Source organism: Paracoccus sp. 228, from assembly GCF_000967825.1.
Lineage (GTDB): Bacteria > Pseudomonadota > Alphaproteobacteria > Rhodobacterales > Rhodobacteraceae > Paracoccus > Paracoccus marcusii.
In genome coordinates this window covers 43,517-66,998 of record NZ_JYGY01000003.1, presented here as the reverse complement: position 1 = coordinate 66,998, position 23,482 = coordinate 43,517, and the positions used below count along the sequence as shown (strand labels likewise).

General features: G+C 70.4%; 25 protein-coding genes. 9 read left to right on the top strand and 16 right to left on the bottom strand.

The window, feature by feature from the left end:
• Positions 1 to 364: 364 nt before the first annotated feature.
• Together rsgA and SY26_RS10010 are read right to left on the bottom strand one after the other, a co-directional pair.
• Positions 365 to 1,381, bottom strand: a complete 1,017-nt coding sequence (gene rsgA / locus SY26_RS10015) for a ribosome small subunit-dependent GTPase A (RefSeq protein ID WP_046000419.1) — start codon at positions 1,379 to 1,381, stop codon at positions 365 to 367.
• 40 nt (positions 1,382 to 1,421) lie between these two features.
• The gene (locus tag SY26_RS10010; protein WP_046000418.1) at positions 1,422 to 2,252 is read right to left on the bottom strand and encodes an LOG family protein; all 831 of its coding nucleotides are present in this window, start codon (positions 2,250 to 2,252) and stop codon (positions 1,422 to 1,424) included.
• A 105-nt stretch (positions 2,253 to 2,357) separates the two neighbouring features.
• On the opposite strand from SY26_RS10010, the gene dapD reads away from it, so the two are divergent.
• The 3 genes from dapD to SY26_RS09995 are packed head-to-tail and all read left to right on the top strand — an operon-like array spanning position 2,358 to position 4,268.
• Complete coding sequence (gene dapD / locus SY26_RS10005) at positions 2,358 to 3,179, top strand: 2,3,4,5-tetrahydropyridine-2,6-dicarboxylate N-succinyltransferase (protein ID WP_045983067.1); 822 nt, start codon at positions 2,358 to 2,360, stop codon at positions 3,177 to 3,179.
• The gene (locus SY26_RS10000) at positions 3,179 to 3,634 is read left to right on the top strand and encodes a YaiI/YqxD family protein (protein ID WP_046000417.1); all 456 of its coding nucleotides are present in this window, start codon (positions 3,179 to 3,181) and stop codon (positions 3,632 to 3,634) included. The genes dapD and SY26_RS10000 overlap by 1 nt, the downstream gene beginning before the upstream one ends.
• A 55-nt stretch (positions 3,635 to 3,689) precedes the next feature.
• Entirely contained in the window at positions 3,690 to 4,268 is a 579-nt protein-coding gene (locus tag SY26_RS09995; protein WP_046000416.1) for an exopolysaccharide biosynthesis protein, read from the top strand.
• A gap of 88 nt (positions 4,269 to 4,356) precedes the next feature.
• On the opposite strand, the gene SY26_RS09990 is transcribed toward SY26_RS09995, so the two are convergent.
• Entirely contained in the window at positions 4,357 to 5,154 is a 798-nt protein-coding gene (locus tag SY26_RS09990; protein WP_046000415.1) for a crotonase/enoyl-CoA hydratase family protein, read from the bottom strand.
• A 133-nt stretch (positions 5,155 to 5,287) separates the two neighbouring features.
• Between SY26_RS09990 and SY26_RS09985 the strand changes: the two genes are divergently transcribed.
• On the top strand, positions 5,288 to 6,577 hold the full coding sequence (locus SY26_RS09985) for a 4-aminobutyrate--2-oxoglutarate transaminase (RefSeq protein ID WP_046000414.1): 1,290 nt from the start codon (positions 5,288 to 5,290) through the stop codon (positions 6,575 to 6,577).
• On the opposite strand, the gene SY26_RS09980 is transcribed toward SY26_RS09985, so the two are convergent.
• Genes SY26_RS09980 through SY26_RS09955 form a run of 6 tightly spaced genes read right to left on the bottom strand, consistent with a single transcriptional unit; the run spans position 6,574 to position 11,265 of the window.
• On the bottom strand, positions 6,574 to 7,497 hold the full coding sequence (locus SY26_RS09980; RefSeq protein ID WP_046000413.1) for an AEC family transporter: 924 nt from the start codon (positions 7,495 to 7,497) through the stop codon (positions 6,574 to 6,576). The two genes, SY26_RS09985 and SY26_RS09980, sit on opposite strands and share 4 nt — an antisense overlap.
• Before the next feature lie 21 nt (positions 7,498 to 7,518).
• Positions 7,519 to 8,493, bottom strand: coding sequence for an iron exporter MbfA (gene mbfA, locus SY26_RS09975; RefSeq protein ID WP_046000818.1), 975 nt, complete (start codon positions 8,491 to 8,493; stop codon positions 7,519 to 7,521).
• A 15-nt stretch (positions 8,494 to 8,508) separates the two neighbouring features.
• Positions 8,509 to 8,772 (bottom strand): sulfurtransferase TusA family protein, encoded by a 264-nt coding sequence (locus tag SY26_RS09970; protein WP_046000412.1) that lies wholly within the window; start codon positions 8,770 to 8,772, stop codon positions 8,509 to 8,511.
• On the bottom strand, positions 8,769 to 9,281 hold the full coding sequence (locus SY26_RS09965; protein ID WP_046000411.1) for a DUF2478 domain-containing protein: 513 nt from the start codon (positions 9,279 to 9,281) through the stop codon (positions 8,769 to 8,771). Before SY26_RS09965 ends, SY26_RS09970 begins: the two co-directional genes overlap by 4 nt.
• A gap of 9 nt (positions 9,282 to 9,290) precedes the next feature.
• Positions 9,291 to 9,917, bottom strand: coding sequence for a response regulator transcription factor (locus tag SY26_RS09960; RefSeq protein WP_046000410.1), 627 nt, complete (start codon positions 9,915 to 9,917; stop codon positions 9,291 to 9,293).
• Between the two features lie 31 nt (positions 9,918 to 9,948).
• The gene (locus tag SY26_RS09955) at positions 9,949 to 11,265 is read right to left on the bottom strand and encodes a histidine kinase (protein ID WP_046000409.1); all 1,317 of its coding nucleotides are present in this window, start codon (positions 11,263 to 11,265) and stop codon (positions 9,949 to 9,951) included.
• Positions 11,266 to 11,382: 117 nt separating this feature from the next.
• On the opposite strand from SY26_RS09955, the gene SY26_RS09950 reads away from it, so the two are divergent.
• The 3 genes from SY26_RS09950 to SY26_RS09940 are packed head-to-tail and all read left to right on the top strand — an operon-like array spanning position 11,383 to position 13,131.
• Positions 11,383 to 11,835, top strand: coding sequence for a GAF domain-containing protein (locus tag SY26_RS09950; protein WP_045982463.1), 453 nt, complete (start codon positions 11,383 to 11,385; stop codon positions 11,833 to 11,835).
• A gap of 22 nt (positions 11,836 to 11,857) precedes the next feature.
• Complete coding sequence (locus SY26_RS09945) at positions 11,858 to 12,484, top strand: LysE family translocator (protein ID WP_046000408.1); 627 nt, start codon at positions 11,858 to 11,860, stop codon at positions 12,482 to 12,484.
• Entirely contained in the window at positions 12,481 to 13,131 is a 651-nt protein-coding gene (locus SY26_RS09940) for a pseudouridine synthase (protein WP_046000407.1), read from the top strand. The genes SY26_RS09945 and SY26_RS09940 overlap by 4 nt, the downstream gene beginning before the upstream one ends.
• Here SY26_RS09940 and SY26_RS09935 read toward each other — a convergent pair.
• Positions 13,128 to 13,910 carry an MBL fold metallo-hydrolase gene (locus SY26_RS09935; RefSeq protein WP_046000406.1) on the bottom strand — a complete coding sequence of 261 codons (783 nt, stop codon included), beginning with the start codon at positions 13,908 to 13,910 and terminating at the stop codon, positions 13,128 to 13,130. The genes SY26_RS09940 and SY26_RS09935 overlap by 4 nt on opposite strands.
• A gap of 127 nt (positions 13,911 to 14,037) precedes the next feature.
• Here SY26_RS09935 and SY26_RS09930 point away from each other — a divergent pair, with 127 nt between their 5' ends.
• Complete coding sequence (locus SY26_RS09930; RefSeq protein ID WP_046000405.1) at positions 14,038 to 15,093, top strand: saccharopine dehydrogenase; 1,056 nt, start codon at positions 14,038 to 14,040, stop codon at positions 15,091 to 15,093.
• A 103-nt stretch (positions 15,094 to 15,196) separates the two neighbouring features.
• Positions 15,197 to 16,390, top strand: a complete 1,194-nt coding sequence (locus tag SY26_RS09925; RefSeq protein WP_046000404.1) for a PQQ-dependent sugar dehydrogenase — start codon at positions 15,197 to 15,199, stop codon at positions 16,388 to 16,390.
• Positions 16,391 to 16,436: 46 nt separating this feature from the next.
• Here the strand turns inward: SY26_RS09925 and SY26_RS09920 are convergent, their stop codons facing one another.
• From SY26_RS09920 to SY26_RS09895, 6 genes are all read right to left on the bottom strand, one after another.
• Positions 16,437 to 16,808 (bottom strand): DUF3775 domain-containing protein, encoded by a 372-nt coding sequence (locus SY26_RS09920; RefSeq protein WP_046000403.1) that lies wholly within the window; start codon positions 16,806 to 16,808, stop codon positions 16,437 to 16,439.
• A 48-nt stretch (positions 16,809 to 16,856) separates the two neighbouring features.
• Positions 16,857 to 18,698 carry a DNA mismatch repair endonuclease MutL gene (mutL, locus tag SY26_RS09915; protein ID WP_046000402.1) on the bottom strand — a complete coding sequence of 614 codons (1,842 nt, stop codon included), beginning with the start codon at positions 18,696 to 18,698 and terminating at the stop codon, positions 16,857 to 16,859.
• A 112-nt stretch (positions 18,699 to 18,810) separates the two neighbouring features.
• Entirely contained in the window at positions 18,811 to 20,127 is a 1,317-nt protein-coding gene (locus tag SY26_RS09910) for a pitrilysin family protein (RefSeq protein WP_046000401.1), read from the bottom strand.
• Entirely contained in the window at positions 20,124 to 21,557 is a 1,434-nt protein-coding gene (locus SY26_RS09905; protein ID WP_046000400.1) for a pitrilysin family protein, read from the bottom strand. Before SY26_RS09905 ends, SY26_RS09910 begins: the two co-directional genes overlap by 4 nt.
• A gap of 174 nt (positions 21,558 to 21,731) precedes the next feature.
• Complete coding sequence (locus tag SY26_RS09900) at positions 21,732 to 22,952, bottom strand: cytochrome P450 (RefSeq protein WP_046000399.1); 1,221 nt, start codon at positions 22,950 to 22,952, stop codon at positions 21,732 to 21,734.
• Positions 22,949 to 23,467: a DUF3035 domain-containing protein gene (locus tag SY26_RS09895; RefSeq protein WP_046000398.1), complete on the bottom strand. Its 519-nt coding sequence runs from the start codon at positions 23,465 to 23,467 to the stop codon at positions 22,949 to 22,951. Before SY26_RS09895 ends, SY26_RS09900 begins: the two co-directional genes overlap by 4 nt.
• Between the last annotated feature and the right edge of the window lie 15 nt (positions 23,468 to 23,482).

Below are 23,482 nucleotides of genomic sequence, written 5' to 3'. Positions count from 1 at the left end.
CCTGCCACCGGCAGGCTGCTAGACGGCGACCTCCTGTGCGGATGGCACGCTCTACAGTGCGTTTGGCGGTGATCGCCGCCGCGGCGTCACGGGAGTTTTTGCCTGTCGTCCGGTCCAAAGGCCTGTCTGCGATGCGTTTGGCCCCGCCGCGCACAAACAGTTTTGGCGCGTGACCCTTGGCCCTGTTCGTCGCATTTACAGTGTGGCTTCATCGGCGACCTGTACCATCGTGATGCAGGTTGCGGCCTATGTGCTTGGCTGTTCGACGACGCTTGCAGCAGCAGGGGTTGCCCAAACCGGGAAACGTCCGCCAAGGACGACCTTTCCCCCAGCGCCTGCAACATGATTGCGGGAGCAGTGACCGTCAGCGCCGCCTGCCGCCGCGGGGCAGGGTGGTGCGGTTGCCGCGGGGTCCGGTCTGGACAGGGGTGTTGTCGCGGTTCTCGTCGTGCAGCTTGCGCCAGCGTTCCAGACGGTCCGCGTCCAGCGTGCCGGCGCGCACGGCCGCCTGCACCGCGCAGCCCGGTTCGTGCGCATGGGTGCAGTCGCGGAACCGGCAATGGGGGGCCAGTTCGGTAATCTCGGCGAACAGCATCTCGATGCCCATGGCGACATCGGCCACGTGCAGCGTGCGCATGCCGGGCGTGTCGATGACCCAGCCCCCGCCCGCCACCGGATGCAGCGACCGCGCGGTGGTGGTGTGCCGCCCCTTGGCGTCCGATTCGCGGATCTCGCCTGTGGCCTGGGCATCGCGGCCCGACAGTGTGTTCAGCAGCGTGGATTTGCCCACCCCGGACGAACCCACCAGCGCGACCGTCCGCCCCGGTCCGCACCAGGGCGCCAGCACGGCCGCCGCATCGGGCGACTTGGCGTTCAGCGCCACGACCTGCAGCCCGCGCTGCAGGGTGCGGGCACGGTCGACCCAGTCCGACGGGTCGTCGACCTTGTCGATCTTGTCGATCTTGGTCAGCACGATCACCGGGTCCGTCCCGGCCTCGTTCGCCAGGGCCAGATAGCGTTCCAGCCGCGCCGGGTTGAAATCGTCGTTGCACGACGTGACCACGAACAGCGTGTCCACGTTGGCGGCGATCAGCTGGCGGGCATCCGCCCCCTCGGTCCGGCGACGCAGCAGGGCGCGGCGGTCCAGCAGGCGGGCCACCACGCGCGTGTCGCCCTTGGCCAGCACCCAGTCGCCCACCGCAAAGTCTGCGGTCGTGGCATGCAGCGGCAGGTCCAGCCGGACCTGGCCCGCCCCGGTTTCGGCCATCAGCCGCGACCGGTGCACCGCGGCGATGCGCATGGGCACCAGCCCCGCATCGTCATCGGTGACCTGATCGGCAAAGAAGGGTCCCCAGCCCAGATCGTCCAGCGCGCGTGTCATGCGATCTGCATGATCGGGCCACGGGCGCGATGCAAGCGTTTCATTCCGGCGACCAGGCGTCGATGATCGCCACCGCCTCGTCCGCGGTCTCGACATAGCGGATCAGGTCCAGGTCGGATGCGCTGATCGTGCCGGCGCGGGCCAGGGCCTGCCAGTTGATGATGCCGTCCCAGAACTCGGCCCCGAACAGCAGGACCGGGATGCGGGCCATGCGGCCGGTCTGGATCAGGGTCAGCGCCTCGAACAGCTCGTCCAGGGTGCCGAAGCCGCCGGGGAAGACCGTGATGGCGCGGGCGCGCATCAGGAAATGCATCTTGCGGATCGCGAAATAGTGGAAGTTGAAGCACAGGTCCGGCGTGACATAGGGGTTGGGCGCCTGCTCGTGCGGCAGCACGATGCCCAGGCCGATTGACTGGCCGCCGACCTCCTGCGCGCCAAGGTTGCCCGCCTCCATGACGCCGGGGCCGCCGCCGGTGCAGATGACCAGGTCCTTGCCGCCCTGCGCCAGGCTGCGTTCGGTCATCAGGCGGGCGAACAGGCGCGCCTCGGTATAGTATTTCGACAGTTCGGCCAAGGCCGGGCTGCGGGCGTCGCGGGCCGCGCCGTCGGGCGCCGGGATGCGCGCGCCGCCGAACATCACCACGGTGGATTCGATGCCGTGTTCGTCCATGATCATCTGGGGCTTCAGCAGCTCCAGCTGCAGGCGGACGGGGCGCAGCTCCTCGCGCAGCAGAAAGTCGCGGTCGCTGAAGGCCAGCTGATAGGACGGCGCACGGGTCTGGGGCGTGTCGGGCACGTGCCGGGCGCGGGCCGCGTCGCGGCTGCTGGCGGGCAGGGTGTGGGCGCGGTCCTGTTCGGTCGTATCGGTCATCAAGGCCTCGGGGTGGGGGATGCGCGGATTGCGCGGGCATTGGTTGATGCTTATAGCCCACAGGCAACAGTTTCCACCCGGACGCGACAGCAGCAAGAGGCCAAGATGACTCAAGACCTGGAACAAGCCATCGAAACCGCGTGGGAGGCCCGCGCCGAGATCACCCCCGACACGCAGGGCGCAGCCCGCGAGGCCGTGCGCGAGACCCTGCACCAGCTGGACAGCGGCGCCCTGCGCGTGGCCGAAAAGCGCGGCGCCGACTGGCACGTGAACCAATGGGCGAAAAAGGCGGTGCTGCTGTCCTTCCGCCTGAACGACATGGAGGAGATGGCCGGCGGTCCCCAGGGCACCTCGTGGTGGGACAAGGTCCCGTCCAAGTTCCACGGCTGGACCCAGGACGACTGGCGCCGCGCGGGGTTCCGCGCCGTGCCGGGCGCGATCGTGCGGCGATCGGCGTTCATCGGCAAGGGCGCGGTGCTGATGCCGTCCTTCGTCAACCTGGGCGCCCATGTGGGCGAGGGCGCGATGATCGACACCTGGGCCACCGTCGGGTCCTGCGCGCAGATCGGTAAGAACGTCCACCTGTCGGGCGGCGTGGGCATCGGCGGCGTGTTGGAGCCGCTGCAGGCGGGGCCGACGATCATCGAGGACGACTGTTTCATCGGCGCGCGTTCGGAGGTGGTCGAGGGCTGCATCGTGCGCGAGGGATCGGTCCTGGGGATGGGCGTCTATATCGGCCAGTCGACCAAGATCGTCGACCGCGAGACCGGCAGCGTGACCTATGGCGAGGTTCCGGCGGGGTCGGTCGTGGTGTCGGGCACGATGCCGTCCAAGAACGGCGTGAACCTGTACTGTGCGGTGATCGTAAAGCGGGTCGACGCGCAGACGCGGTCCAAGACCTCGATCAACGAGCTGCTGCGCGACTGATGACCACGCTGTTCATCGATGCGGATGCCTGCCCGGTGAAGGCCGAGGCCGAGCGGGTGGCCGTCCGCATGGGTGTGCCCATGGTGCTGGTCTGCAACGGGGGCCTCAGGATGCCCACGCATCCGCTGGTCCGGCTGCAGATCGTGTCCGCGGGCCCCGACGAGGCCGACAAGTGGATCGCCGACAGCTGCGGTCCCGGCGACGTGGTGGTGACGGGCGACCTGCCGCTGGCGGATCGCTGCATCAAGGCGGGGGCGGCGGTGCTGACCCATGCCGGAGAGGTGCTGGACGTGCGCAACATCGGCCCACGGCTGGCCACGCGCGACCTGATGGCCGACATCCGCGCGGCGGACCCGTTCCACAAGGGCGGCGGGGCGGGGTTCGGCAAGGCCGACCGGGCACGGTTTCTGCAGTCGCTGGACCGGTTGCTGACCGCCGCACGCCGCGCGGGCTGAGCGCGGACCCCGCGACGCGTCCATGCGTTGCACCCCCGACAAGCAGGAGAATGCGATGAGCGATGACACCGTCATCACCGATCTGGTCGGCCGCGTGCGCAAGGGGGCCGAGGGCGACAAGGTCAGCGTCGGACAGATCGCCGAGGCCCTGGGCCAGGATTCGCTGCCCCCCAACCTGATGATCCCGGCCTTTGCGGTGGCGTCGCCCCTGTCGGGCGTGCCGCTGTTCTCCAGCATCTGCGGCCTGCTGATCGCGCTGGTGTCGGCGCAGATGCTGATCGGGCGCGATCACGTCTGGCTGCCGGGCTTCCTGATGCGGCGGCAGGTGTCCGGCGACCGGCTGCGCAAGGCGCTGGACTGGATGGAGAAGCCCGCGCGGTTCCTGGACCGGGTCAGCCACGAGCGGCTGACCCCGCTGGTGCGCCGGCCCATGCGCTGGATCGTGCAGGGGATCTGCCTGTGCTGTGGGCTGGTGATGCCGCTGCTGGAATTCATTCCCTTCACCTCGTCGCTGATGGGCGTGGTGGTCAGCCTGCTGGCGTTCGGCCTGCTGGCGCGGGACGGGGTCTTCGTGCTGCTGGGGTTCCTGGCGATCGGCGGGGTGGTCACGCTGGTCCTGACCCTGATGCCCTGAGCGAGGAGCGGTCGGCCGGGGCATCGAGCCCCGGCTGACCGCTGCCGCGGCACGGGCCCAAGGCCCGCGACGCGACATGGCGCCCCTGTCAGACGGGCTTGATCTTGTCCGCGGTTCCGCCGGCGAAGGCCGCCAGCCTGTCGCGGGCCACGGCCTGGGTGTTCACGACGCCAGCCACGGCGGCCTCGGCATAGGCGGCGTCCAGCGCGCTCATGTTCTGCATGTGGCTGATGGCCGAGCAGATGGCGAAGTTCGACAGCGGCGGGTTCTGTGCCGCCTTGCGCGCGATCTGCAGCGCATGGGCGGCCGGGTCGTCGACCATGTATTGGCACAGCCCCACCGACACGGCCTCGGCCCCGCGATAGAGGCGCCCGGACAGCATCATGTCGATCATCCGTGCCTTGCCGATCAGGTCGGCCACGCGGATCGTTGCGCCGCCGCCCGTGAACAGGCCGCGCTGCCCCTCGGGCAGGCCGAAATAGGTGCCGGGCCCCGCCACGCGGATATGCGCGGCGCTGGCCAGTTCCAGCCCGCCGCCCACGACCGCCCCCTGCAGGACGGCGATGACCGGCACGCCGCCATATTCCATCCGGTTGAACGCATCGTGCCAGCGCAGGCAGACCTGCATGAAATCGGCGGCGCTGCGATCCTCGCGGTGATGCTCCACCAGGTCCAGCCCGGCGCAGAAATGATCGCCCGCCGCGTCCAGGATCGCGGCGCGCACGCCCGCGCGGGGCAGGGTGGTGAAGATGTCGATCAGCTCCTCGATGGTGGCCAGGTCCAGCGCGTTGCGCTTGGCCGGGCGGTTCAGGGTGACGCGGGCGATGCCCTCGTCGTCCACCGCCAGCAGGATGTTCGACAGCCTCAGATCCGCGATGTCGCGCATGTCCGGTTCCCTCCCTTGAACGTGCGCGTCCGGGGATAGCCCGCCCCGCCGCCTGCGTCGAGGCGAAGTTCGCCGTTGGCAAACGCGCGCGAAAGGATCACCCTTGGACCATCCATCCAGGGAGGGATGCACCATGAAGGACCTGACCGACGCCGCGACCAACGCGGCAACCGCCGCCCGCCGCCGCGCCGCCATGGCCCGCGGCGTGGGCGTGATGACCGACCATTTCGCGGCACATGCCGAAAACGCCACTGTCACCGACATCGAGGGCAACCGCCTGATCGATTTCGCCGCCGGCATCGCGGTCGTGAACACCGGCCACCGCCACCCCCGCGTGATCGATGCCGTGCGCGCCCAGCTGGACGCGTTCACGCATACCTGCCACCAGGTTCTGCCCTATGAGAACTATGTCCGCCTGGCCGAGCGCCTGAACGACGCCACCCCCGGCGATTTCGCCAAGAAGACGATCTTTGTCACCACCGGGGCCGAGGCCTGCGAGAACGCGGTCAAGATCGCCCGCGCGGCCACGAAACGCGATGCGGTCATCGCCTTCACCGGCGCGTTCCACGGGCGGACCTTCATGGGAATGACGCTGACCGGCAAGGTCGTCCCCTACAAGAAGGGCTTCGGCGGCATGATGCCCGACGTCTTTCACGCGCCCTTCCCCTGCCCGCTGCATGGGGTCACCACCGAAGAAAGCCTTGCCGCCATCGACAAGCTGTTCAAGGCCGACCTGGACCCCGCCCGCGTCGCCGCCATCGTGTTCGAGCCGGTGCAGGGCGAGGGGGGCTTCTATCCCGCGCCCACCGATTTCGTCGTGGCAATCCGCGCGCTGTGCGACCGGCATGGCATCGTGATGATCGCCGACGAGGTGCAGACCGGGTTCGCCCGCACCGGCCGCCTGTTCGCGATGGAGCATCACGGCGTCGCCGCCGATCTGGTGACCATGGCCAAGGGTCTGGGCGGCGGGCTGCCCATCGCCGCGGTCACGGGCCGAGCCGAGATTATGGACGCGGCCGAGCCGGGGGGCCTGGGCGGCACCTATGGCGGCAACCCCTTGGGGATCGCGGCAGGCCTTGCGGTGCTGGACGTGATCGAGGAGGAGGGCCTGTGCGAACGCGCCGACCGCCTGGGCGCGGCGCTGAAGGCGCGGCTGGAGGCGATCCGGCCGCAGATGCCGGAACTGGCCGACATCCGGGGCCCGGGCTTCATGGTCGCGGCCGAGTTCATCGGCCCGGACGGGCCCGATGCGGGCCTGACCGCGCGGGTGCGCGAACAGGCGCTGGCGCGGGGGCTGCTGCTGCTGACCTGCGGGGTGCATGGCAACGTGATCCGCTTCCTGGCGCCGCTGACCATCCCGAACGACCAATTCGCGCAGGCGCTGGATATCCTGGAGGAGGCGATGCTGGCCGCGCGGGCCTAGGCCCCGATCAGCAGGATCAGCGCGGGGATGGTCAGGATGCTGGCCGCGGTCGAGATCAGGATCGCGGTCGACACCCGCTGCTGCGCCAGCCCGAAATGCTGGGCCAGGATATAGACGTTGCCCGCGACCGGCAGGCCCGCCGCGACCACCATGACTCCCGCCGACACGGGATCGACCCCGAAGGCCCAGGCCGCCAGCCCCACGGCTGCCGGGTGCAGGACCAGCTTGGCCCCCGACAGCCAGGCCGACGGGGCCAGTCGCGCCAGGCTGCGCCCCGCCAAGCTGGCGCCGATGGCGAACAGCGCGCCCGGCGTGGCGGCGGCCCCCAGGATCGACAGGAATTCGTCCAGGGCGGCGGGCATGGGCAGGCCCAGCCCGCCCCATGACAGGCCCGCGACCATCGCCAGGATCATCGGGTTAGCGGCGATGCCGCGCAGCACCGGCACAATCGCGGCGACGCCGACCCCGCCATTGCGCGAGGCATGCACGATCAGCGTGATCAGCGTGGAAAAGACCAGCATGTCGATGATCAGCACCATCAGCACCGGCCCGATCGCCGCCGGGCCCAGCAGCACGACCAGCATCGGCACGCCCAGAAAGCCGGTGTTGCCGATCATGCAGCACTGGGCCTCCATCGCGGCCTCGGCCAGGCCCAGGCCGCGGGCGCGCGCGACCCACAGGCCCACCGCCCAGACCGCCGACGATCCCGACAGATAGGCCAGCACGAAGCGCAGATCGAACAGCCGACCCAGATCGACCCCCGCGGCAAAGCGGAACAGCATCGCCGACAGCGCGAAATAGAACACGAATTTCGTCAGCCAGGCCGCGCCCTGGGCGGGAAAGAACCGCGTGGCGGCGGCGACCCAGCCCAGCCCGATCAGGGCGAAGAAGGGCAGGGTCTTGAGCAGGATCTCGGTCATCTGGCCCCCGGGCGGGGGCCGTCAGCCCGATCCGATCAGCACCCCAACGGCCAGCACCAGACCACCGCCCACGACGACTTGCAAGACGGCCCGCCAGAAGGGCGTCTGCATCCAGCGGTTCTGGATCCAGGCGATGGCCCACAGCTCGACGAAGACGACGATGATGGCGATGGTGGTGGCGGTCCAGAAATCCGGTATCAGATAGGGCAGGGCGTGCCCCATCCCGCCCACGGTGGTCATCACCCCGGACGACAGTCCGCGCTTCAGCGGCGATCCGCGCCCCGACACCACGCCGTCATCGGATGCGGCCTCGGTAAAGCCCATGCTGATGCCTGCGCCGATGCTGGCGGCGGCGCCCACCAGGAAGGTCGTCCAGGGGTCCTGCGTGGCGAAGGCCACCGCAAAGATCGGCGCCAGGGTCGACACGCTGCCGTCCATCAGCCCCGCCAGCCCCGGCTGGACCCAGGTCAGGACGAAATCGCGATGGGCGACGGCATCCTCCTCGGCGCGGGCATCGGCGGGCAGAAGCTGTTCGGTCAGCTCGTGGGCGCGGTTCTCGTGGCCGCGCTCGGCGGCGGCCAGATCGCCCAGCAGCTTCCGCGTGCCGGCGTCCTGGCTGACCTGGGCGGCATGGGCATAGAACTCGGCCGCGTCGCGTTCCATGCCCGCGGCCTCGGCGCGGATGCGGTCCAGCGACAGGTTCTCGATCATCCAGGCGGGGCGGCGGGTGACATAGCCCGCGACATGTTCGCGGCGGATCACGGCGATGGCGTCCCCCCACCGGCGCTGGTGCATGTCCAGCAGCAGGCGGCGGTGGCCGTCCTCCTCGGCGCTCATGGCGTCGAACACGGCGGCACTGGCGGGATAGTCCCTGCGCAGGAACGCCGCCCAGTTGCGATAGATGCGCGCGTCATCCTCCTCGGAGGCGATGGCCAGGGCCACGATCTCTTGCTCCGTCAACTCCGACAGGCGCTTGCGCGAGGGCAGGAAGGGCATGGTCATCGTCGGTGCTCAACTCTCTTCGGGGGCGGGATCGGCTGCCTGTCCGGTCGCGGGGCCGCGCCTGACCGTGAATTCCGTGACGCCGTCGCCCAGATCGCGCATCCCGATCATGGCATGCCCGGCCTGCCCGCAGAAATGCGGCACATCGACCATCGCCATGTCGTCCGTCGCGATCAGCCGCACGATGCCCCCTTCGGGTATCGCCAGCAGCTGCTTTCGCAGCCGCAGCACCGGCAGGGGACACAGCAGCCCCCGCGCGTCCAGGTCCGTCACGACGCCGCCGCGAATCGGTCCAGGCACCAGGACCGCAGCTGGTCGGGCCGGATCCGCACCGCCAGATCGCCCGCGAAATCCAGGAACGCCGCCTGCTGCTGGCGCGGCACATACAGGATCACCGGCTGCCCGTCGGCCACCGCCTGGCCGATCAGGTCACGAAAGCCGCGGCCCATCGCCTCCTGCCGGCCGAACTTGGGGATCACCACCAGGCCCGCGCCGGCCAGGCGGGGCGCGGTGCGCGCCACTGCCTCCTCCAGCGCGCCGGTATCCAGCCTGCAGCCCTGCGCCCCCGGCCCAAGCGACTGAGAGATGCGGACCGGATCGCCGGGATCGCCCAGCACGATCATCTCCATGTCGCAGGCGCAGTCGGGGCCCAGGTCCAGGTTGCGCTGCACCGCCCCCGCCACGGGCAGGCCGCGCGCCCGCAGGTCCGCCGCCAGCGCCTCCAGCGCCAGGTCGGCCGCGCCGGGCGTCGTGTCGGTGTCGTTCGTGAACCAAGCCAGCATGCCGACCCCCTATACGCCGCTGTCCAGCGCGAATTTCATCAAGCCGTTGATTCCGTCCACGCCCAGCTTCTTCTTGAGCGCCGACGAGGTGTTGGCCGCGGTCTTGTAGCTGACGCCCAGCTGATCCGCGATGGCCTGCAGCGCATGTCCCTGCCCGATCAGGGCCAGGACCTGGCGTTCGCGGTCCGACAGCGCGCCCAGGGGGTCGCCCGCCGCGCCCGCGCGCAGCGTGGCCAGCGCCATCGCCTGCTTGGGGGCCAGATAGAACTCTCCGGCCTCCAGCGTGCGCACGGCGTCGCGGAAATCGGACGGCGGGGCGTTCTTGGACAGGAACCCCTGCGCGCCCGCCTGCAGGGCACGGGCGGCAAAGCCTGTCTGGTCGTTCATCGAAAAGACCAGGATGCGCGCGTCGGGTGCGGCGGCCAGCAGCGGGGCGACCAGGTCCAGGCCACCCGCGCCGGGCAGGCTGATGTCCAGGACGATCAGGTCGGGGGCGGGGTCGCGGGTCAGCTGGTCCAGCGCCTCCTCTCCCGACATGGCCTGGCCCACCGGGTCATAGCCCAGATCGCGCAGCAGGCGGCTGGCGCCCAGATGGGTGATCGGGTGGTCGTCGATGACCAAGGCGCGTTTCGTCACGGGGTCGTCCTGTCCTCAGTGCTGGCGGTCGTCAGGGCTGTCCGGCCTGCCGGGGCAGGTCCGCGATCAGGCGCGTGCCGGGCGACCCGGCCTCGAGGCGCAGGGTGCCGCCCAGCAGGGTGATGCGTTCGCGCATGCCCGTCAGGCCGGTCCCCTCGCGCCGGTCGGGGGCCATGCCCACGCCGTCATCGGCCAGCACCATGCGCCAATGCGCCGGATCGGTCCAGAGCCGGATGTCCACCCGGTCCGCCCGGGCATGGCGCAGGGCGTTCGTTGTGCCCTCCTGCAGGATGCGGAACAGGGTCAGGGCGGTGGCCTCGTCGGGCTCTGGCAGGCCCGCGGCCATGTCCAGGGCAAAGCGGGTGCCCGGAAAGCGGCGGTTCAGATCGGCCACGTAATCCGCCAGCACCGCGGCCAAAGGCAGCTGTCCCACCGCCATCGGGCGCAGATCGTCCAGCAGGGTGCGGTTCACGCGGGCGATCTGTTCCGCGATCGCCGCGATCTGGTCGGCCGACGCGGCGGTCGCGGGGTCGGGCGCCGCCTCGCGCAGCGCATCGGCCTCGACCCGCAGGCCGAACAGGCACGGGCCCATCTCGTCGTGCAGGTCGCGGGCGATGGCCTTTCGTTCGGCGTCCGCGCGGGCGATCACCTGGTGCTGCAGGCGGGTGCGGTCGGTGCGGGCCTGTTCCAGCGCCTGCGCCAGCCGGTCGGCATGGGTGGCCAGCGCCGCCAGGTCGGGATGGGGCAGCGGGCCGATGCGGCTGTCCAGGTCGCCCCGCGTCATGTCGGACAGGCGCGCGGCGATGGTCGCGACCGGGCGCAACCCCTGCGCCAAAGCCCCGGCGATCAGCGCCGCCTGCAGGACGGCCGCCGCCGCCGCCAGCGCCATCAGGTCGCGGATGTCGCGCCAGGCGCGGGCGATCTCTTCGGCCGGGTCGCCGGTGATCAGCACATAACCGCGCGGGCGGCCGTCGATCACCACCGGCAGGCGGGTTTCCTGCGGGTCGGGGGCGACCAGGGCCGCGAACCAGCCGGGTGCGCGCAGCGCCGGGTCGGGCGGACCCGCGGGCTGGCGCAGCGTCCCGTCCAGCGCGTTCAGGATGCCGATGCGGGCATGGCGGGGTTCGGTCAGCCGTTCGGGCAGCCGCGCCATGATGCGGTCGGGCGGCACGGCCCCCTGCATCGTGCCGATCGTGGCCAGCACCAGGTTGCGCGCCGTCTCGGCGCCCATGCGCGTTTCGGTGGCGATGTCGCGGCGCAGCCGGTCCAGGCTGCCCAGGGCCAGCAGCGCGATCAGGCCCAGTTGGACGATCAGGATCAGCGTCAGGATGCGGGTGCGCAGCGTCATGGCGCGACAGTGCCGCCAAGCGGTTGCCGGGGCAATGGTCCGCGTCCCCGCCGCAATCGTCGCGGCGGTGAACGGGCGGGCTTTCCTGTCCCGACGGCCCCGCGTAAGGATATGCGGATGAGCGATTATGACGATCTGTCGGCCCGCATCCGGGCCCTGTGTGCGGGCGAGACCGACGAGGTCGCGCTGATGGCGACCGTCGCCTGCGAACTGCATCATTCCGACGACCGGTTCGACTGGACCGGCTTCTATCGCGTGGTGGGCCCCGAGCTGCTGAAGATCGGGCCCTATCAGGGCGGGCACGGCTGCCTGGTCATCCCGTTTTCGCGCGGGGTCTGCGGGGCGGCGGCGCGCACGCGCACGGTCCAGATCGTGCCCGATGTCGAGGCCTTCCCGGGCCACATCGCCTGTTCCAGCAGCACCCGGTCCGAGATCGTGCTGCCTGTCCTGGGCGCGGGCGGGCGGCTGATCGGGGTGCTGGACATCGACAGCGACCGCCCGGATGCCTTTGGTCAGGCCGACGCGGATGCGTTGACGGCGATTCTGGCGGACGCCTTCGGGCATCTGTGATCACGATGGGGACGGCAGCAGGATGATCTGGGACACCTTGGCGAACATTCCCGCGGGACAGCTGACCGCTTTCATCGCGGGCGGGCTGGTCCTGAACTTTGCGCCCGGTCAGGACGTGTTCTTCGCCAGCGCCTGCGGCATCCAGGGCGGGCCACGCGCGGGGGCCTGGGCCGGGTTCGGCGTAGGCCTGGGCGTGCTGATGCACGTGGCGCTGGCGACCGTGGGCCTGGGCGCGATCGTCGCCGCCCATCCCGAAGCGTTGCGCGCCATCAAATACGCGGGCGCGGCCTATCTGCTGTGGCTGGCGTGGAAAAGCTGGCGGTCGGGCGACATCGACCCGTCGGCCCGGGGCAGCGTCAGGGTCTGGAACATCATCCGCCGCGGGTTCCTGTCCAACGCGCTGAACCCCAAGCCGGTCCTGTTTCTGCTGGCCTTCCTGCCGCAGTTCACCAACCCCGCCTGGGGCCCGGTCTGGCAGCAGATCCTGGGCCTGGGGCTGATCTTCGCATTCACGGGGACGCTGGTGACCATGGGATATGGCATCGTCGGCGGGATCGCAGGCGGGGTGATCGGCAAGCGGCTGGGGATGGTCAACAAGATCGCCGCCGTCATGTTCGCGGGGCTGGCGCTGCGCCTCGTCTGGAAATGACCGAATTCGTCTATGCCCCGCCGCCGGACATCCCGGTGGTCCTGCATGCCGACGACCACGTGCTGGTGGTGGACAAGCAGGCGGGGTTGCTGTCGGTGCCGGGGCGCGGAGAGGATCGGGCCGACTGCCTGATCGCCCGCCTGCGCGAGGCGTTCCCGACCGTGCTGCTGGTGCATCGGCTGGACCTGGACACGTCGGGTGTGATGGTCTTTGCCTTGACCCCGCAGGCGCAGCGCGACCTGTCCAAGCAGTTCGAGGATCGGCTGACCAAGAAGGTCTATGTCGCGCGGCTTTCGGGCCGCCTGCAGCCGGAAACCGGTCGGGTCGACCTGCCGCTGATCGTGGATTGGCCGAACCGGCCCCGCCAGAAGGTCGACCATGTCGAGGGTCGGCCTGCTCAGACCGACTGGCGCGTCGTCCGCGCGACCGATGCGGAAACACGGGTGCGCCTGATGCCCGTCACAGGGCGCAGCCACCAGCTGCGGGTACACATGGCGTCCCTGGGCCACCCGATTCTGGGCGATCCGCTTTATGCGACGGGGACGGCCGCCGACCATCCCCGCCTGATGCTGCATGCCGAAAGCCTGCGGTTCCGCCACCCCGACACCGGGGTGCAGACCGGGTTTTCGGCCAAGGTGCCGTTCTAGGCGTCCGCTTCGGCGTACCACGGCGCCACGACGACCTGCGTGCCCGACCCGCCCTCGGCCACCAAGGCTGCGAACGCGTCCAGGTCGCTGCCCCTGTGGTGATACGGATAGACCACGTCGGGGGCAAAGGCCGTGACCGCCGCCGCCGCCTGATCGACGGACATCGTATAGGGCAGGTTCATCGGCAGGAACGCCACATGGATGTCGGTCAGGGCACGCAGTTCGGGCGTATCTTCGGTATCGCCGGCGATCAGGAAGCGCTGGCCCCCGATGGTCAGGATATAGCCGTTGTCGCGGCCCTGCGGATGGTTCTGCAGCCGGTCCTCGGTGATGTTGTAGGCGGGGATGGCCTCGATCGGCAGGCCCAGGGCCTCTCCGCTGTCGCCATTGGCCATCGTCGTCGTGCGTTCGGCCATGGCGGCAGGCAGCATCCCGGCCACGGCGGGGTTGGCGATCATCGGCACCTCGGGCAGGGCGTCCAGCGTCGGCTGGTCGTAATGGTCGCCGTGTTCATGGGTGATCAGGATCAGGTCGGGCGCAGGCAGGTCGGCATAGGCCTCGGCCCCGCCGACCGGATCGACATAGATCACCCCCGCGGGCGTCTCCAGGACCATGCTGGCGTGATCGACGGGGTGGATCACGACCTCTCCACCCTCGACCGCATGGCGAAAGCCGGCGTCCTGCGCGCGGGCGGCGCGGGGCAGGACCAATGCGGGCAGGACGGCAGTGCCCATCAGGGCTGCGGCCAGTTTCAGTCCGGTGCGACGGGTCAGGTGCATGCTGTCTCCTGCGGAACGGGGGAAAGAAAGGTCAACCCCGGCAGCGTGCCGGGGGTTCCGGCCCGTGCTTGCGGCACATTGCCGCGTGACCTACAGCTTGGGGCGCAAGCCATGGCAGGGGATCGGGATGACACATCTGTGGGTCAGGGCGGAAAGCCGCCCGAACGAGGATCGCGTGGGCATCACCCCGGACGGGGTCGCCGCGCTGATCGGGCAGGGCATGCGCGTCACGGTCGAGGACAGCCCCCGCCGCATCATCCCGACCGACGCCTATGCCAAGGCTGGCGCGACCATCGCCCCCGAGGGCAGCTGGCCCACCGCGCCCGACGATGCCATCGTCTTCGGCCTCAAGGAGCTGCCCGAGGACGGCACCCCCCTGCGCCATCGCCACGTGATGTTCGGCCACGCCTTCAAGGGCCAGCCCGCGGGTCGGGTGCTGCTGGACCGGTTCCGGGCCGGGGGCGGGGCGTTGTATGACCTGGAATATCTGACCGACGACACGGGGCGCAGGCTGGCGGCCTTCGGGTACTGGGCGGGCTATGCGGGGGCGGCGGTGTCGCTGATGGCCTGGGCCGCGCAGCAGTCGGGCGGCATCTGCGGCCCGGTGGCCGCCTATCCCGACCGGCACCGCCTGCTGGACGACCTGCGGGCGCGGCTGGACGCCACCGGCCGCCCGCGTCCGCGGGCCATCGTCATCGGCGCCAAGGGCCGCGTGGGCAGCGGCGCGGCCGACCTGCTGACCGCGATGGGCGTCACCGTGACCGGGTGGGACATGGCCGAGACCGCCCATGGCGGCCCCTTCCCCGAGGTGCTGATGCACGATGTCTTCGTCAACGCGATCCTAGCCCATCCCGGCGCCCCGGTCTTCGTGTCCGCCGATGCCGTGGCGCCGGGTCGTGCGCTGAGCGTCATCGGCGACGTGGCCTGCGACCCGACCAGCGATTTTTCCCCGATCAAGGTCTATGACCGCACCACCACTTGGGACGCGCCGGTCCTGCGGGTGGAGGATGCGCCGGTGCTGGACGTGATGGCGATCGACAACCTGCCCTCGATGCTGCCGCGCGAAAGCAGCGAGGATTACGCGGCCCAGCTGCTGCCCGTGCTGCAGGGGCTGGATGACCTTGACGCGGGCGCCTGGGACCGGGCGGGTGCGCTGTTTCGCGACCATCGCGACGCGCGCTGACATGGGCGCCGTCACGGCCGCCTGACAGGGACGTGTTGCCGCAGGGAGGAACGCCGGGCCGTGTCACGAATTGGGCAGGGTATTCACCGGATCGGAGGACCCCATGACGCGCCGTACGACGACAAGCCTGACCACCCTTGCCGCCACAGGATTCCTGGCCTCGATGGCCGCGGCGCAGGGTTTCAACGATGCCGCCCCCAACGGGGCCGCCTACGACCAAACGCCCGCCTTCGAAGGCCAGACCCGCGCGCCCATGCTGGACAGCACCGGACTGCAGCAGCAGGTCCTGGTCGAGGGGCTGGAGCATCCCTGGGGCCTGCAGGAGCTGCCCGACGGGAACTGGCTGATCACCGAACGCCCCGGCCGGATGCGCATCTATACCACCGACGGTACCCTGTCCGAACCCATTCAGGGCCTGCCCGAGGTCGATGCCCGCGACCAGGGCGGCCTGCACGACGTGTCCGTCGCGGACGATTTCGCGGACACCCGCCGCGTCTGGTGGACCTATGCCGAACCCCGCGGCGACGGCACAAACGCCACCGCCGTCGCGACCGGCATCCTGTCCGAGGACGGCACCACGATGGACGACGTCCAGCGCATCTGGCAGCAGCAGCCGGCATGGGCCTCAACCAAGCATTTCGGCGCACGGATCGTGCATGACGGCGAGGGCCACATCTTTGTCGGCCTGGGCGAACGCAGCGACCCCGAACCCCGCCAATACGCCCAGGACCCGCAGGCGACATTGGGCAAGATCATCCGCATCAACGCCACCGACGGCACCCCGGCCGGGGCGGGAATCGAGGGCGCGCTGCCCGAGATCTGGTCCATCGGCCATCGCAACATCCAGGGCGCCGCGATGGGCCCCGACGGCCAGCTGTGGATGAACGAGCACGGCCCCAAGGGCGGTGACGAGCTGAACGCCGTCGAGGGCGGCTTGAACTATGGCTGGCCCCTGGCCACCTACGGCACCGACTATAGCGGGGCCCAGATGGGCGCGACCCAGGTCGAGGGTACCGAACAGCCGGTTTATTACTGGGATCCGTCGCCCGCGATCAGCGGCATGGCCTTCTATGACGGCGACATGTTCCCCGACTGGCAGGGCGACGCGCTGATCGGCGGGTTGCGGTCGGGCGACATCATTCGGCTGGAACTGGACGGCACTACCGTGACCGGAGAGGCGCGTCTGGCCCAGGGCATCGGCCGCGTCCGCGAGGTCGAGGTTGCCCAGGATGGCGCCCTGGTCGTCATCACCGATGAGGAGAACGGCCGTCTGGTTCGGCTGAGCCCGGAAGGGTGATCCGGCCACGATCGGTCTTGGGGCGGTCCTGCGGGGCCGCCCTTCGTCATACCGGACGCTGCAGGTCGTCCTCGATGTCGCCGGGAGAGATACCCAGCCCCTCCAGCCCGGCCTCCAGCAGGTCGGCCAGTCGGGGTTCGCCCATCAGGTAATCCTCGGTCGGGATGGTCCGCTCGATCCGGGCGGTGCGGGTCGCCTCCTCCAGTTCGGACGGCTCAAAGCTGTCGCGCCCGATCCACATTACGGCGACCAGGCTGGCCTGCTCATCCTCGTTCAGGCCCGCGATGAAATCATGCAGCTCGGACCGGGTGCCATGCTGGCGTCCACCGCCCTGATGGGCCCAGGGATTCACGCCGCTTTCGTAATCGCGGGCGCGGATGATCACATGGGCGATCTTGTCGACGGCAATCTGCAGCATCGCGGCACCTCCTGTCTGGGCACAGGATCGATCCGCGCGCGCCCTGCGTCAATCCCTGCGACCGAACAGGCGTTCGATGTCCGACAGCTGCAGCTTGACCCAGGTCGGGCGGCCGTGATTGCACTGGCCCGATTTCGGTGTCCGCTCCATCTCGCGCAGCAGGGCGTTCATCTCGTCCGCGCCCATCCGGCGGCCGGACCGGACCGACCCGTGGCAGGCCATCGACGACAGCACCGCATCGATGCGCGCCTGCAGCCGGTCCGACGCGCCCTGATCGGCCAGATCGTCCAGGATGTCGCGGATCAGCGCGCGCCCGTCCAGCCGCGCCAGCATCGCGGGCACCTCGCGCAGCGCGACCGCGCCCGGGCCGAACGGCTCGACGACCAAACCAAGCGCGGCCAGATCGGCTGCGATGGACAGGATGCGGTCGGCATCGGCCGGGGACAGCTCGACGATCTCGGGGATCAGCAGGGCCTGGGCCGGGATGCCCGCGGCCTGCGCCTGCGCCTTCAGCCGCTCATAGACCAGCCGTTCATGGGCGGCATGCTGATCGACGATCACCAGCCCGTCGGGCGTCTGCGCGATGATATAGTTCTCGTGGATCTGCGCGCGCGCGGCCCCCAGGGGCGCGTCCTCCATCGGCGCGTCGGCCACGACCGGGTCGAACCGCGCCGACGGCGTCTCGGCAAAGCCCGGCATCTGCAGGTCCAGCGCCGCCCGCACGGCCGCCGCCGACGGCCTGTCGGCCTGCCATGCGGGCCGCGGGTCTGACCGGTTTTCGGCCAGAGGTTCGGGTCGCGGTTCGACCTGCACCGCCTGCAGCGTCGCGTGGCCCACCGTGCTGGAGGCGCGGTGCCCGGCCCCCGCCATCGCGTGGCGGAGGCTGCCCACGACAAGCCCGCGGGCCGATTGCGGGTCGCGAAACCGCACCTCGGCCTTGGCCGGGTGGACGTTCACGTCGACCATCTGCGGATCGCATTCCAGAAACAGCACCGCCGCCGGATGCCGGCCCGCCGCCAGCACGTCCATGTAGCCCGCCCTGAGCGCCCCGGTCAGCAGCTTGTCGCGCACCGGCCGCCCGTTCACGTACAGATGCTGCGCCACCGCCGCCCCACGCGAATAAGTCGGCAGGGCGGCATAGCCCGTCAGGGTGATCCCGTCGCGTTCGGCATCCATGGGCAGGGCGTTGTCGATGAAATCAGCCCCCATCAGCCGGGTCAGCCGCGTGGTCAGCGCCCCGAACAGCTCTCCCTGCTCCGCATCGGCGCGAAAGATCTCGCGCCCGTCAGCGGTCAGCGAAAAGCCCACATAGGGTTCGGCCATCGCCAGCCGGCGCACCGTGTCGGCCACCGCCTGCGTCTCGGCCCGGTCGGTGCGCAGGAACTTCAGCCGCGCGGGCGTGGCAAAGAACAGGTCGCGCAGCTCGACCACGGTGCCGCAATTGGCGGCCGCCGGGCGCAGCGGGTCCAGCCGCCCCCCGGTGACCGCGATGGACGCCCCCTCGCCCCCCCGGGTGCGCGAGGTGATGGTCAGCCGCCCGACCGCGCCAAGCGAGGGCAGCGCCTCGCCGCGAAAGCCGAAGCTGGTGATGGCCAGCAGGTCGGTCCCGTCGATCTTGCTGGTGGCATGGCGCGACAGGGCCAGCGGCAGGTCGTCCGGCACCATGCCGCAGCCGTCGTCGGTGACGCGGATCAGTCGCTTGCCGCCGTCCTGGATGGCGATCTCGATCCGGGTGGCGCCGGCGTCCAGCGCGTTCTCGACCAGTTCCTTGACCGCCGAGGCCGGGCGCTCGACCACCTCGCCCGCCGCGATGCGGTTGGCGGTGGCCTCGTCCAGCTGGCGGATCACGGGGCGGCCATCGAGGCGTATCTTGGGGGCATGGCTGTTCATCGCCCCAAATCTAGCAGGACTGCCCCGCGGCTGCCAGAGATTCGCGGGAGGTCAGTCCCCCGGAACGACCGCGCCGCGCCCCTTGGGGCGCGGCGCCACCGCTGTTGTCGGTTCAGTTGGTGACAGGGTCCGATTCGATCCCCTCGGGGCGGCCGACCAGTACGAAGCGCAGCCGTTCGGGGTCCAGCAGGCGCTGCGCCACGCGGGACACGTCCTCGGACGTCACCGCTTCGACCTTGGCATTGCGGGTATCGATATAGTCGATCGGGAATCCGATCAGCTGCATGCCTGCCAGGATCGATGCGATGCGTCCGTTCCCGTCGAACCGCAGGGGATATTCTCCGGTCAGGTAGGTCTTGGCATCGGTCAGTTCCTGGTCCGTCACGCCCTCGGCCATGCGGGCCCATTCGGCGCGGATCAGCTCCACCGCCTCGGCCGTGGTGGCGTTCGATCCCGACATGCCGCCCTGCCAGGTCTGGCCGTACAGCCCCGTGGCCAGCGCCGTTCCCACGCCATAGGTCAGCCCGCGCTTCTCGCGGATCTCCTCCATCAGGCGCGAGCTGAAGCCCCCGCCGCCCAGGATGTGGTTGGCGACGAAAGCCGCGAAATAATCGGGGTCGTCGATCGGAATGCCCGGCCCGGCAAAGGCCACCACGGTCTGCGGGCTGTCCCAGTCGATGACCGTCGTGCCGCCGGTCACCTGCAGCTCGGCCTGCTCGGGCAGGGGGGCGGTCGCCTGTTCCGGCAACCCGCCCAGGATGCGGTCCAGCAGCAGCCCCAGCTCCTCGGCCGAGATGTCGCCCGCCGCGCCCACGACCACCCGGTCGCGCGCCAGCACGCGGTTCTTGGCCGCCACCAGGTCCTGCCTGGTCAGGGCCGCGACGCTTTCCGCCGTCCCGTTGATCGAGGTCGCATAGGGATGCGCGCCCCAGGCCTGCGCCGCCATCTCCTTGGCGGCGATGCTGTTCGGATCGGTCGCCTCGGACCGGATCACCGCCTGCACCTGTCCGCGCACGCGGGTCAGCGCATCGTCGTCGAACCGCGGCTGCGCCAGCGCCTGGGCCAGCAGGTCGGCGGCGGCGTCGCGGTTCTCGGTCAGGGACTGGAAGCCCACGGACACCGTGTCGTCGCTGGCCGAAAAGGACAGCCGCGCGCCCAGGTCCTCGATCGCCTGGGCGAACTGCGTGGCGCTGTTCGACCCGGCGCCCTCCTCCAGCAGCGCGGTCATCATGTTGACCGCGCCGCGCTTGCCCTCGGCGTCCATGCTGGCGCCGCCCCGGAACTGGATGTCCAGCGCCACAAAGGGGATGCTGTCGTCCTGGACCAACCAGGCCTTGATCCCGCCCGGAGAGGTGACGTCCTGGATCTCGATCGCCTGCGCCGGCACGGCCAGCAGGGCAAGAACGGTGGCGATTGCGGCACGGATCATCCTTGCACCTCGGTCTGTTCGTCGGGGGTGGCCGGGGCCGGTTCCTGGGTCGCGGCGGCCTCCGCCTTTGCGGGAGCGGGCAGCAGCCAGCCGGTCACGGCGGGCGCCTGCAGCACGTCGCGGGCGGCGGCCATCACGTCCTCGGCGGTGACCGCGTCCAGGATGTCGGGCCAGTCGTTCACGTCCTGCACGGTCAGGCTGGTCGACAGCCCCTGGCCATAGTCATAGGCCCGGCCATGCGCCGAATCGCGCGAATAGATCTCCTCGGCCCGGATGCGGGTCTTGACGCGCTCCAGGTCGGCCTCGTCCGGACCTTCGGCCAGAAACTGCGCCAGCGCCTCGTCCAATGCCGCTTCGGCCTCCTCGGGCGGGGTGCCCTCGGCCGGAACCAGCGACAGCATGAATTCGGTCCGGTCCAGCGACAGCCCATCATAGCTGGCCCCCGCCCACAGCGCCGTCCCCGGCAGCGTCAGCTGCTGCGCCAGATACGAGGTCTGCGACGACCCACCCAGCAGCGCCGCCAGCACGGTCAGCGCCGCCGCATCCTCCTGCGCGCCCGGATCGCGTTCCGCGGCCAGCACGGTGCGGATCATCCGGGGCTGCGCGACGCGCGGGTCCGACATCTCCAGCCGCCGCGCGGTCCGCTTGGGCGGCTCCTGCGGGCGGATGCGCGGTTCGGCCTCGCCCTTGGCGGGGATGGCACCGTAATGCTCCTCGGCCAGGGCACGCGCCTCCTCGGGGGTGACGTCGCCGGCGATGACCAGAACGGCCTCGTTCGGCGAATAATGCGTGTCGTACCAGGCGACCGCGTCGTCGCGGGTCAGCGCCTCGATCTCGTCGCGCCAGCCGATGATCGGCCGGCCATAGGGGTGGTTGTCATAGACGACCGCGTTCAGCTCTTCGGCGAACTGGGCGGCGGGGTCGCTGTCGACGCGCTGCGCACGCTCCTCCAGCACGACCTGGCGTTCGGCCTGCCAGTCCTCGTCGCGGATGTTCAGGTTGGCCATGCGGTCGGCCTCCATCCCCATTACCAAGGGCAGGCGGTCGCTGGCGATGCGCTGGAAATAGGCCGTGAAATCCCACGATGTGAAGGCGTTGTCGCTGCCGCCGTTCGCGGTCACGGTCTTGGACAGCTCTCCGGGCTCTAGCGTGTCGGTGCCCTTGAACATCAGGTGTTCCAGATAGTGCGCGATGCCGGACTTGCCCGGCACCTCGTCCGCCGCGCCGATCTTGTACCAGACCATCTGCACCACGACGGGCGCGCGCTCGTCCTGGATGACCACCGTCTCCAGGCCGTTGGGAAGGGTGAAATGGGTGACGCCGTCGGGCATCGGGGCGGCGGCGTCCTGCGCCAGGGCGGGCAGGCCGGTCAGCGACGTGCCAAGCGCCAGGGCCACGGCCAGGGCGGAACGGGATGCGGAAAGACGCATGGGTGGAGCAACCTCCTCTTGCTGAGGGGCAACTTGGACTTCAGGGGCAAGCCGCGCAAGCCACGCTCGCGGGAATGTGCAGCGCCGGCGGCAGGGGTCGCGGCGCCAGCCGCACGCCCGGACGGCCCCCTCGATGGGGGCGGGCCGGGCGACCCGTTCCGACCCGCGCGCCGGTCAGGCGGTCAGACGCACCGGTAGGGACAGCGGCCCATGCGCCTGCAGCCCCTGCTTCCACCGCACTGGCCCATCCACCGCCATCCCCGGCGCGCGGGCCAGCAGGGCCGTGAACAGCGTCTCCATGTTCAGTCGCGCCAGATTGTTGCCCAGACAGACATGCACGCCTGCGCCAAAGGCCAGATGCACGTTCGGACGGCGGGTGACGTCAAAGCGGTCGGCATCGGCAAAGGCCTCGGGGTCGCGGTTGGCCGACGCGTAAAGCAGCCCGAACAGCGTGCCCTTGGGCCAGTCCCGCCCGCAGATCGTCAGGTCCTCCGACGCATAGCGGTGAAAGAACGGCAGCGGCGCGGCAAAGCGGAACATCTCCTGCACGGCCTGCGGCATCAGGTCCGGCTGCGCGCGCAGCAGCGCCGCCTGGTCCGGGTGATCCAGCAGCGCCACCATCCCCGACCCCAGCACGTCGATGGTCGATCCATGCCCCGCATGCAGGATCTGCATGATCGTGGCGATCAGCTCGTCATGGGTCATCAGGCCCGCCCGCTCGGCCTCGATCATCGCGGACATCAGGTCGTCGCGCGGGTGGGCGGCGCGTTCGGCGTGCAGGTCCTCCAGCAGCGCCGCGAACAGACGCGTGGCCTCCTCGGCGCGGGCCTTCTTGGCGGGCGTCCGGTCGATGTCGAAATAGCTGACCACATGATCGGACCATTCGGTCATCTGCGGGGCCAGCGCCGGGTCCGTGCCGATCAGGTGGCCGATCACCTGTCCAGGCAGGTGCGCCGCCAGATCGGCGATGAAGTCGATCCGCCCCTGCGGGACCAGGCAGTCCAGCGCAGCATCGACCCAGGCCGTGACGAAACCGCGCATCCCCTCCAGCCGGGTCCGGGTAAAGAACGGAAACACCGCGCGGCGCAGCCGGTCGTGATCCGGCCCGTCCGTGTCCAGCATCGAGGTCTGCACGAAGCGTTCGTGGAACGGCATGTCGTGGAAGTTGCCCGCGACCTGCATCGCGCGCACCTGTTCGGGCGGGGCAAAGGCCGCGGGCGCGCGCACCATGCGCCGGTCCAGCGCGATGGCGCGCACATCCGCCATGCGCGATGCCAGATGGCCACCGAAGCCCGGCCAGAGGGGCAGGCCCGGCTGCGCCCTGAGCGCGGCATAGGCGGGCCAGGGATCGGCCCCGAAACCGGGGTCCGTCGGGTCGAAGACGGCGGTGCTCACTCTGCCGCGGGCGCCGGCGCGGTCGAGGTGATGGCCCCGGCGCGCTGCCAGCGCCGCTGTTCGCTGACGGGGTCCAGCGCCATCGGCGCATAGGCGCGCTGATAGACCGGCGTGCCCATGATGCGCTCCAGCGGGCGGCGGCCGTTGCGGGCCCGCCATTCGGCGTCCGATTGCGCCAGGCGTTCGCGGATCTGCGGGTCGGTGCCCGCGCGGGCGGCCTGCGCGATCAGCGCCTGGTCCGCGGCCCCGATGCCCTGGTTCGCCAGACGTTCCGGGTTGCCGCCCAAGGCGGCGACCGCGTCACCGCGGGGGTTCGGGTCGGTGATGTTCGCGCCGCCCGGCGTGGGTGCGGGCAGCACCGCCAGATCGGGCGGCATCGACAGCGACCGCGTGGGCAGGATCGCGAATTCATCCGGCCCCACCTGGCCCGCGCCGATATTGTTCAGCGTCCCGCCGCCACAGGCGGAAAGCCCCATCGCGGCCGCAAATCCGATCACCAGCGCGCTTGTCCGCATGTCCTGCCCCCTTTG

What these genes read in the sequence shown, in the direction of transcription:
- SY26_RS09985 (WP_046000414.1), top strand. Translation starts at nt 5,288, where the DNA reads ATGAAGGACCTGACCGACGCCGCGACCAACGCGGCAACCGCCGCCCGC.
- SY26_RS10010 (WP_046000418.1), bottom strand. Translation starts at nt 2,252, where the DNA reads ATGACCGATACGACCGAACAGGACCGCGCCCACACCCTGCCCGCCAGC.
- SY26_RS09980 (WP_046000413.1), bottom strand. Translation starts at nt 7,497, where the DNA reads ATGACCGAGATCCTGCTCAAGACCCTGCCCTTCTTCGCCCTGATCGGG.
- dapD (WP_045983067.1), top strand. Translation starts at nt 2,358, where the DNA reads ATGACTCAAGACCTGGAACAAGCCATCGAAACCGCGTGGGAGGCCCGC.
- SY26_RS09925 (WP_046000404.1), top strand. Translation starts at nt 15,197, where the DNA reads ATGACGCGCCGTACGACGACAAGCCTGACCACCCTTGCCGCCACAGGA.
- SY26_RS09910 (WP_046000401.1), bottom strand. Translation starts at nt 20,127, where the DNA reads ATGATCCGTGCCGCAATCGCCACCGTTCTTGCCCTGCTGGCCGTGCCG.
- SY26_RS09945 (WP_046000408.1), top strand. Translation starts at nt 11,858, where the DNA reads ATGATCTGGGACACCTTGGCGAACATTCCCGCGGGACAGCTGACCGCT.
- SY26_RS09920 (WP_046000403.1), bottom strand. Translation starts at nt 16,808, where the DNA reads ATGCTGCAGATTGCCGTCGACAAGATCGCCCATGTGATCATCCGCGCC.
- SY26_RS09995 (WP_046000416.1), top strand. Translation starts at nt 3,690, where the DNA reads ATGAGCGATGACACCGTCATCACCGATCTGGTCGGCCGCGTGCGCAAG.
- SY26_RS09935 (WP_046000406.1), bottom strand. Translation starts at nt 13,910, where the DNA reads ATGCACCTGACCCGTCGCACCGGACTGAAACTGGCCGCAGCCCTGATG.
- rsgA (WP_046000419.1), bottom strand. Translation starts at nt 1,381, where the DNA reads ATGACACGCGCGCTGGACGATCTGGGCTGGGGACCCTTCTTTGCCGAT.
- SY26_RS10000 (WP_046000417.1), top strand. Translation starts at nt 3,179, where the DNA reads ATGACCACGCTGTTCATCGATGCGGATGCCTGCCCGGTGAAGGCCGAG.
- SY26_RS09940 (WP_046000407.1), top strand. Translation starts at nt 12,481, where the DNA reads ATGACCGAATTCGTCTATGCCCCGCCGCCGGACATCCCGGTGGTCCTG.
- SY26_RS09965 (WP_046000411.1), bottom strand. Translation starts at nt 9,281, where the DNA reads ATGCTGGCTTGGTTCACGAACGACACCGACACGACGCCCGGCGCGGCC.
- mbfA (WP_046000818.1), bottom strand. Translation starts at nt 8,493, where the DNA reads ATGCCCTTCCTGCCCTCGCGCAAGCGCCTGTCGGAGTTGACGGAGCAA.
- SY26_RS09955 (WP_046000409.1), bottom strand. Translation starts at nt 11,265, where the DNA reads ATGACGCTGCGCACCCGCATCCTGACGCTGATCCTGATCGTCCAACTG.
- SY26_RS09930 (WP_046000405.1), top strand. Translation starts at nt 14,038, where the DNA reads ATGACACATCTGTGGGTCAGGGCGGAAAGCCGCCCGAACGAGGATCGC.
- SY26_RS09905 (WP_046000400.1), bottom strand. Translation starts at nt 21,557, where the DNA reads ATGCGTCTTTCCGCATCCCGTTCCGCCCTGGCCGTGGCCCTGGCGCTT.
- mutL (WP_046000402.1), bottom strand. Translation starts at nt 18,698, where the DNA reads ATGAACAGCCATGCCCCCAAGATACGCCTCGATGGCCGCCCCGTGATC.
- SY26_RS09950 (WP_045982463.1), top strand. Translation starts at nt 11,383, where the DNA reads ATGAGCGATTATGACGATCTGTCGGCCCGCATCCGGGCCCTGTGTGCG.
- SY26_RS09895 (WP_046000398.1), bottom strand. Translation starts at nt 23,467, where the DNA reads ATGCGGACAAGCGCGCTGGTGATCGGATTTGCGGCCGCGATGGGGCTT.
- SY26_RS09990 (WP_046000415.1), bottom strand. Translation starts at nt 5,154, where the DNA reads ATGCGCGACATCGCGGATCTGAGGCTGTCGAACATCCTGCTGGCGGTG.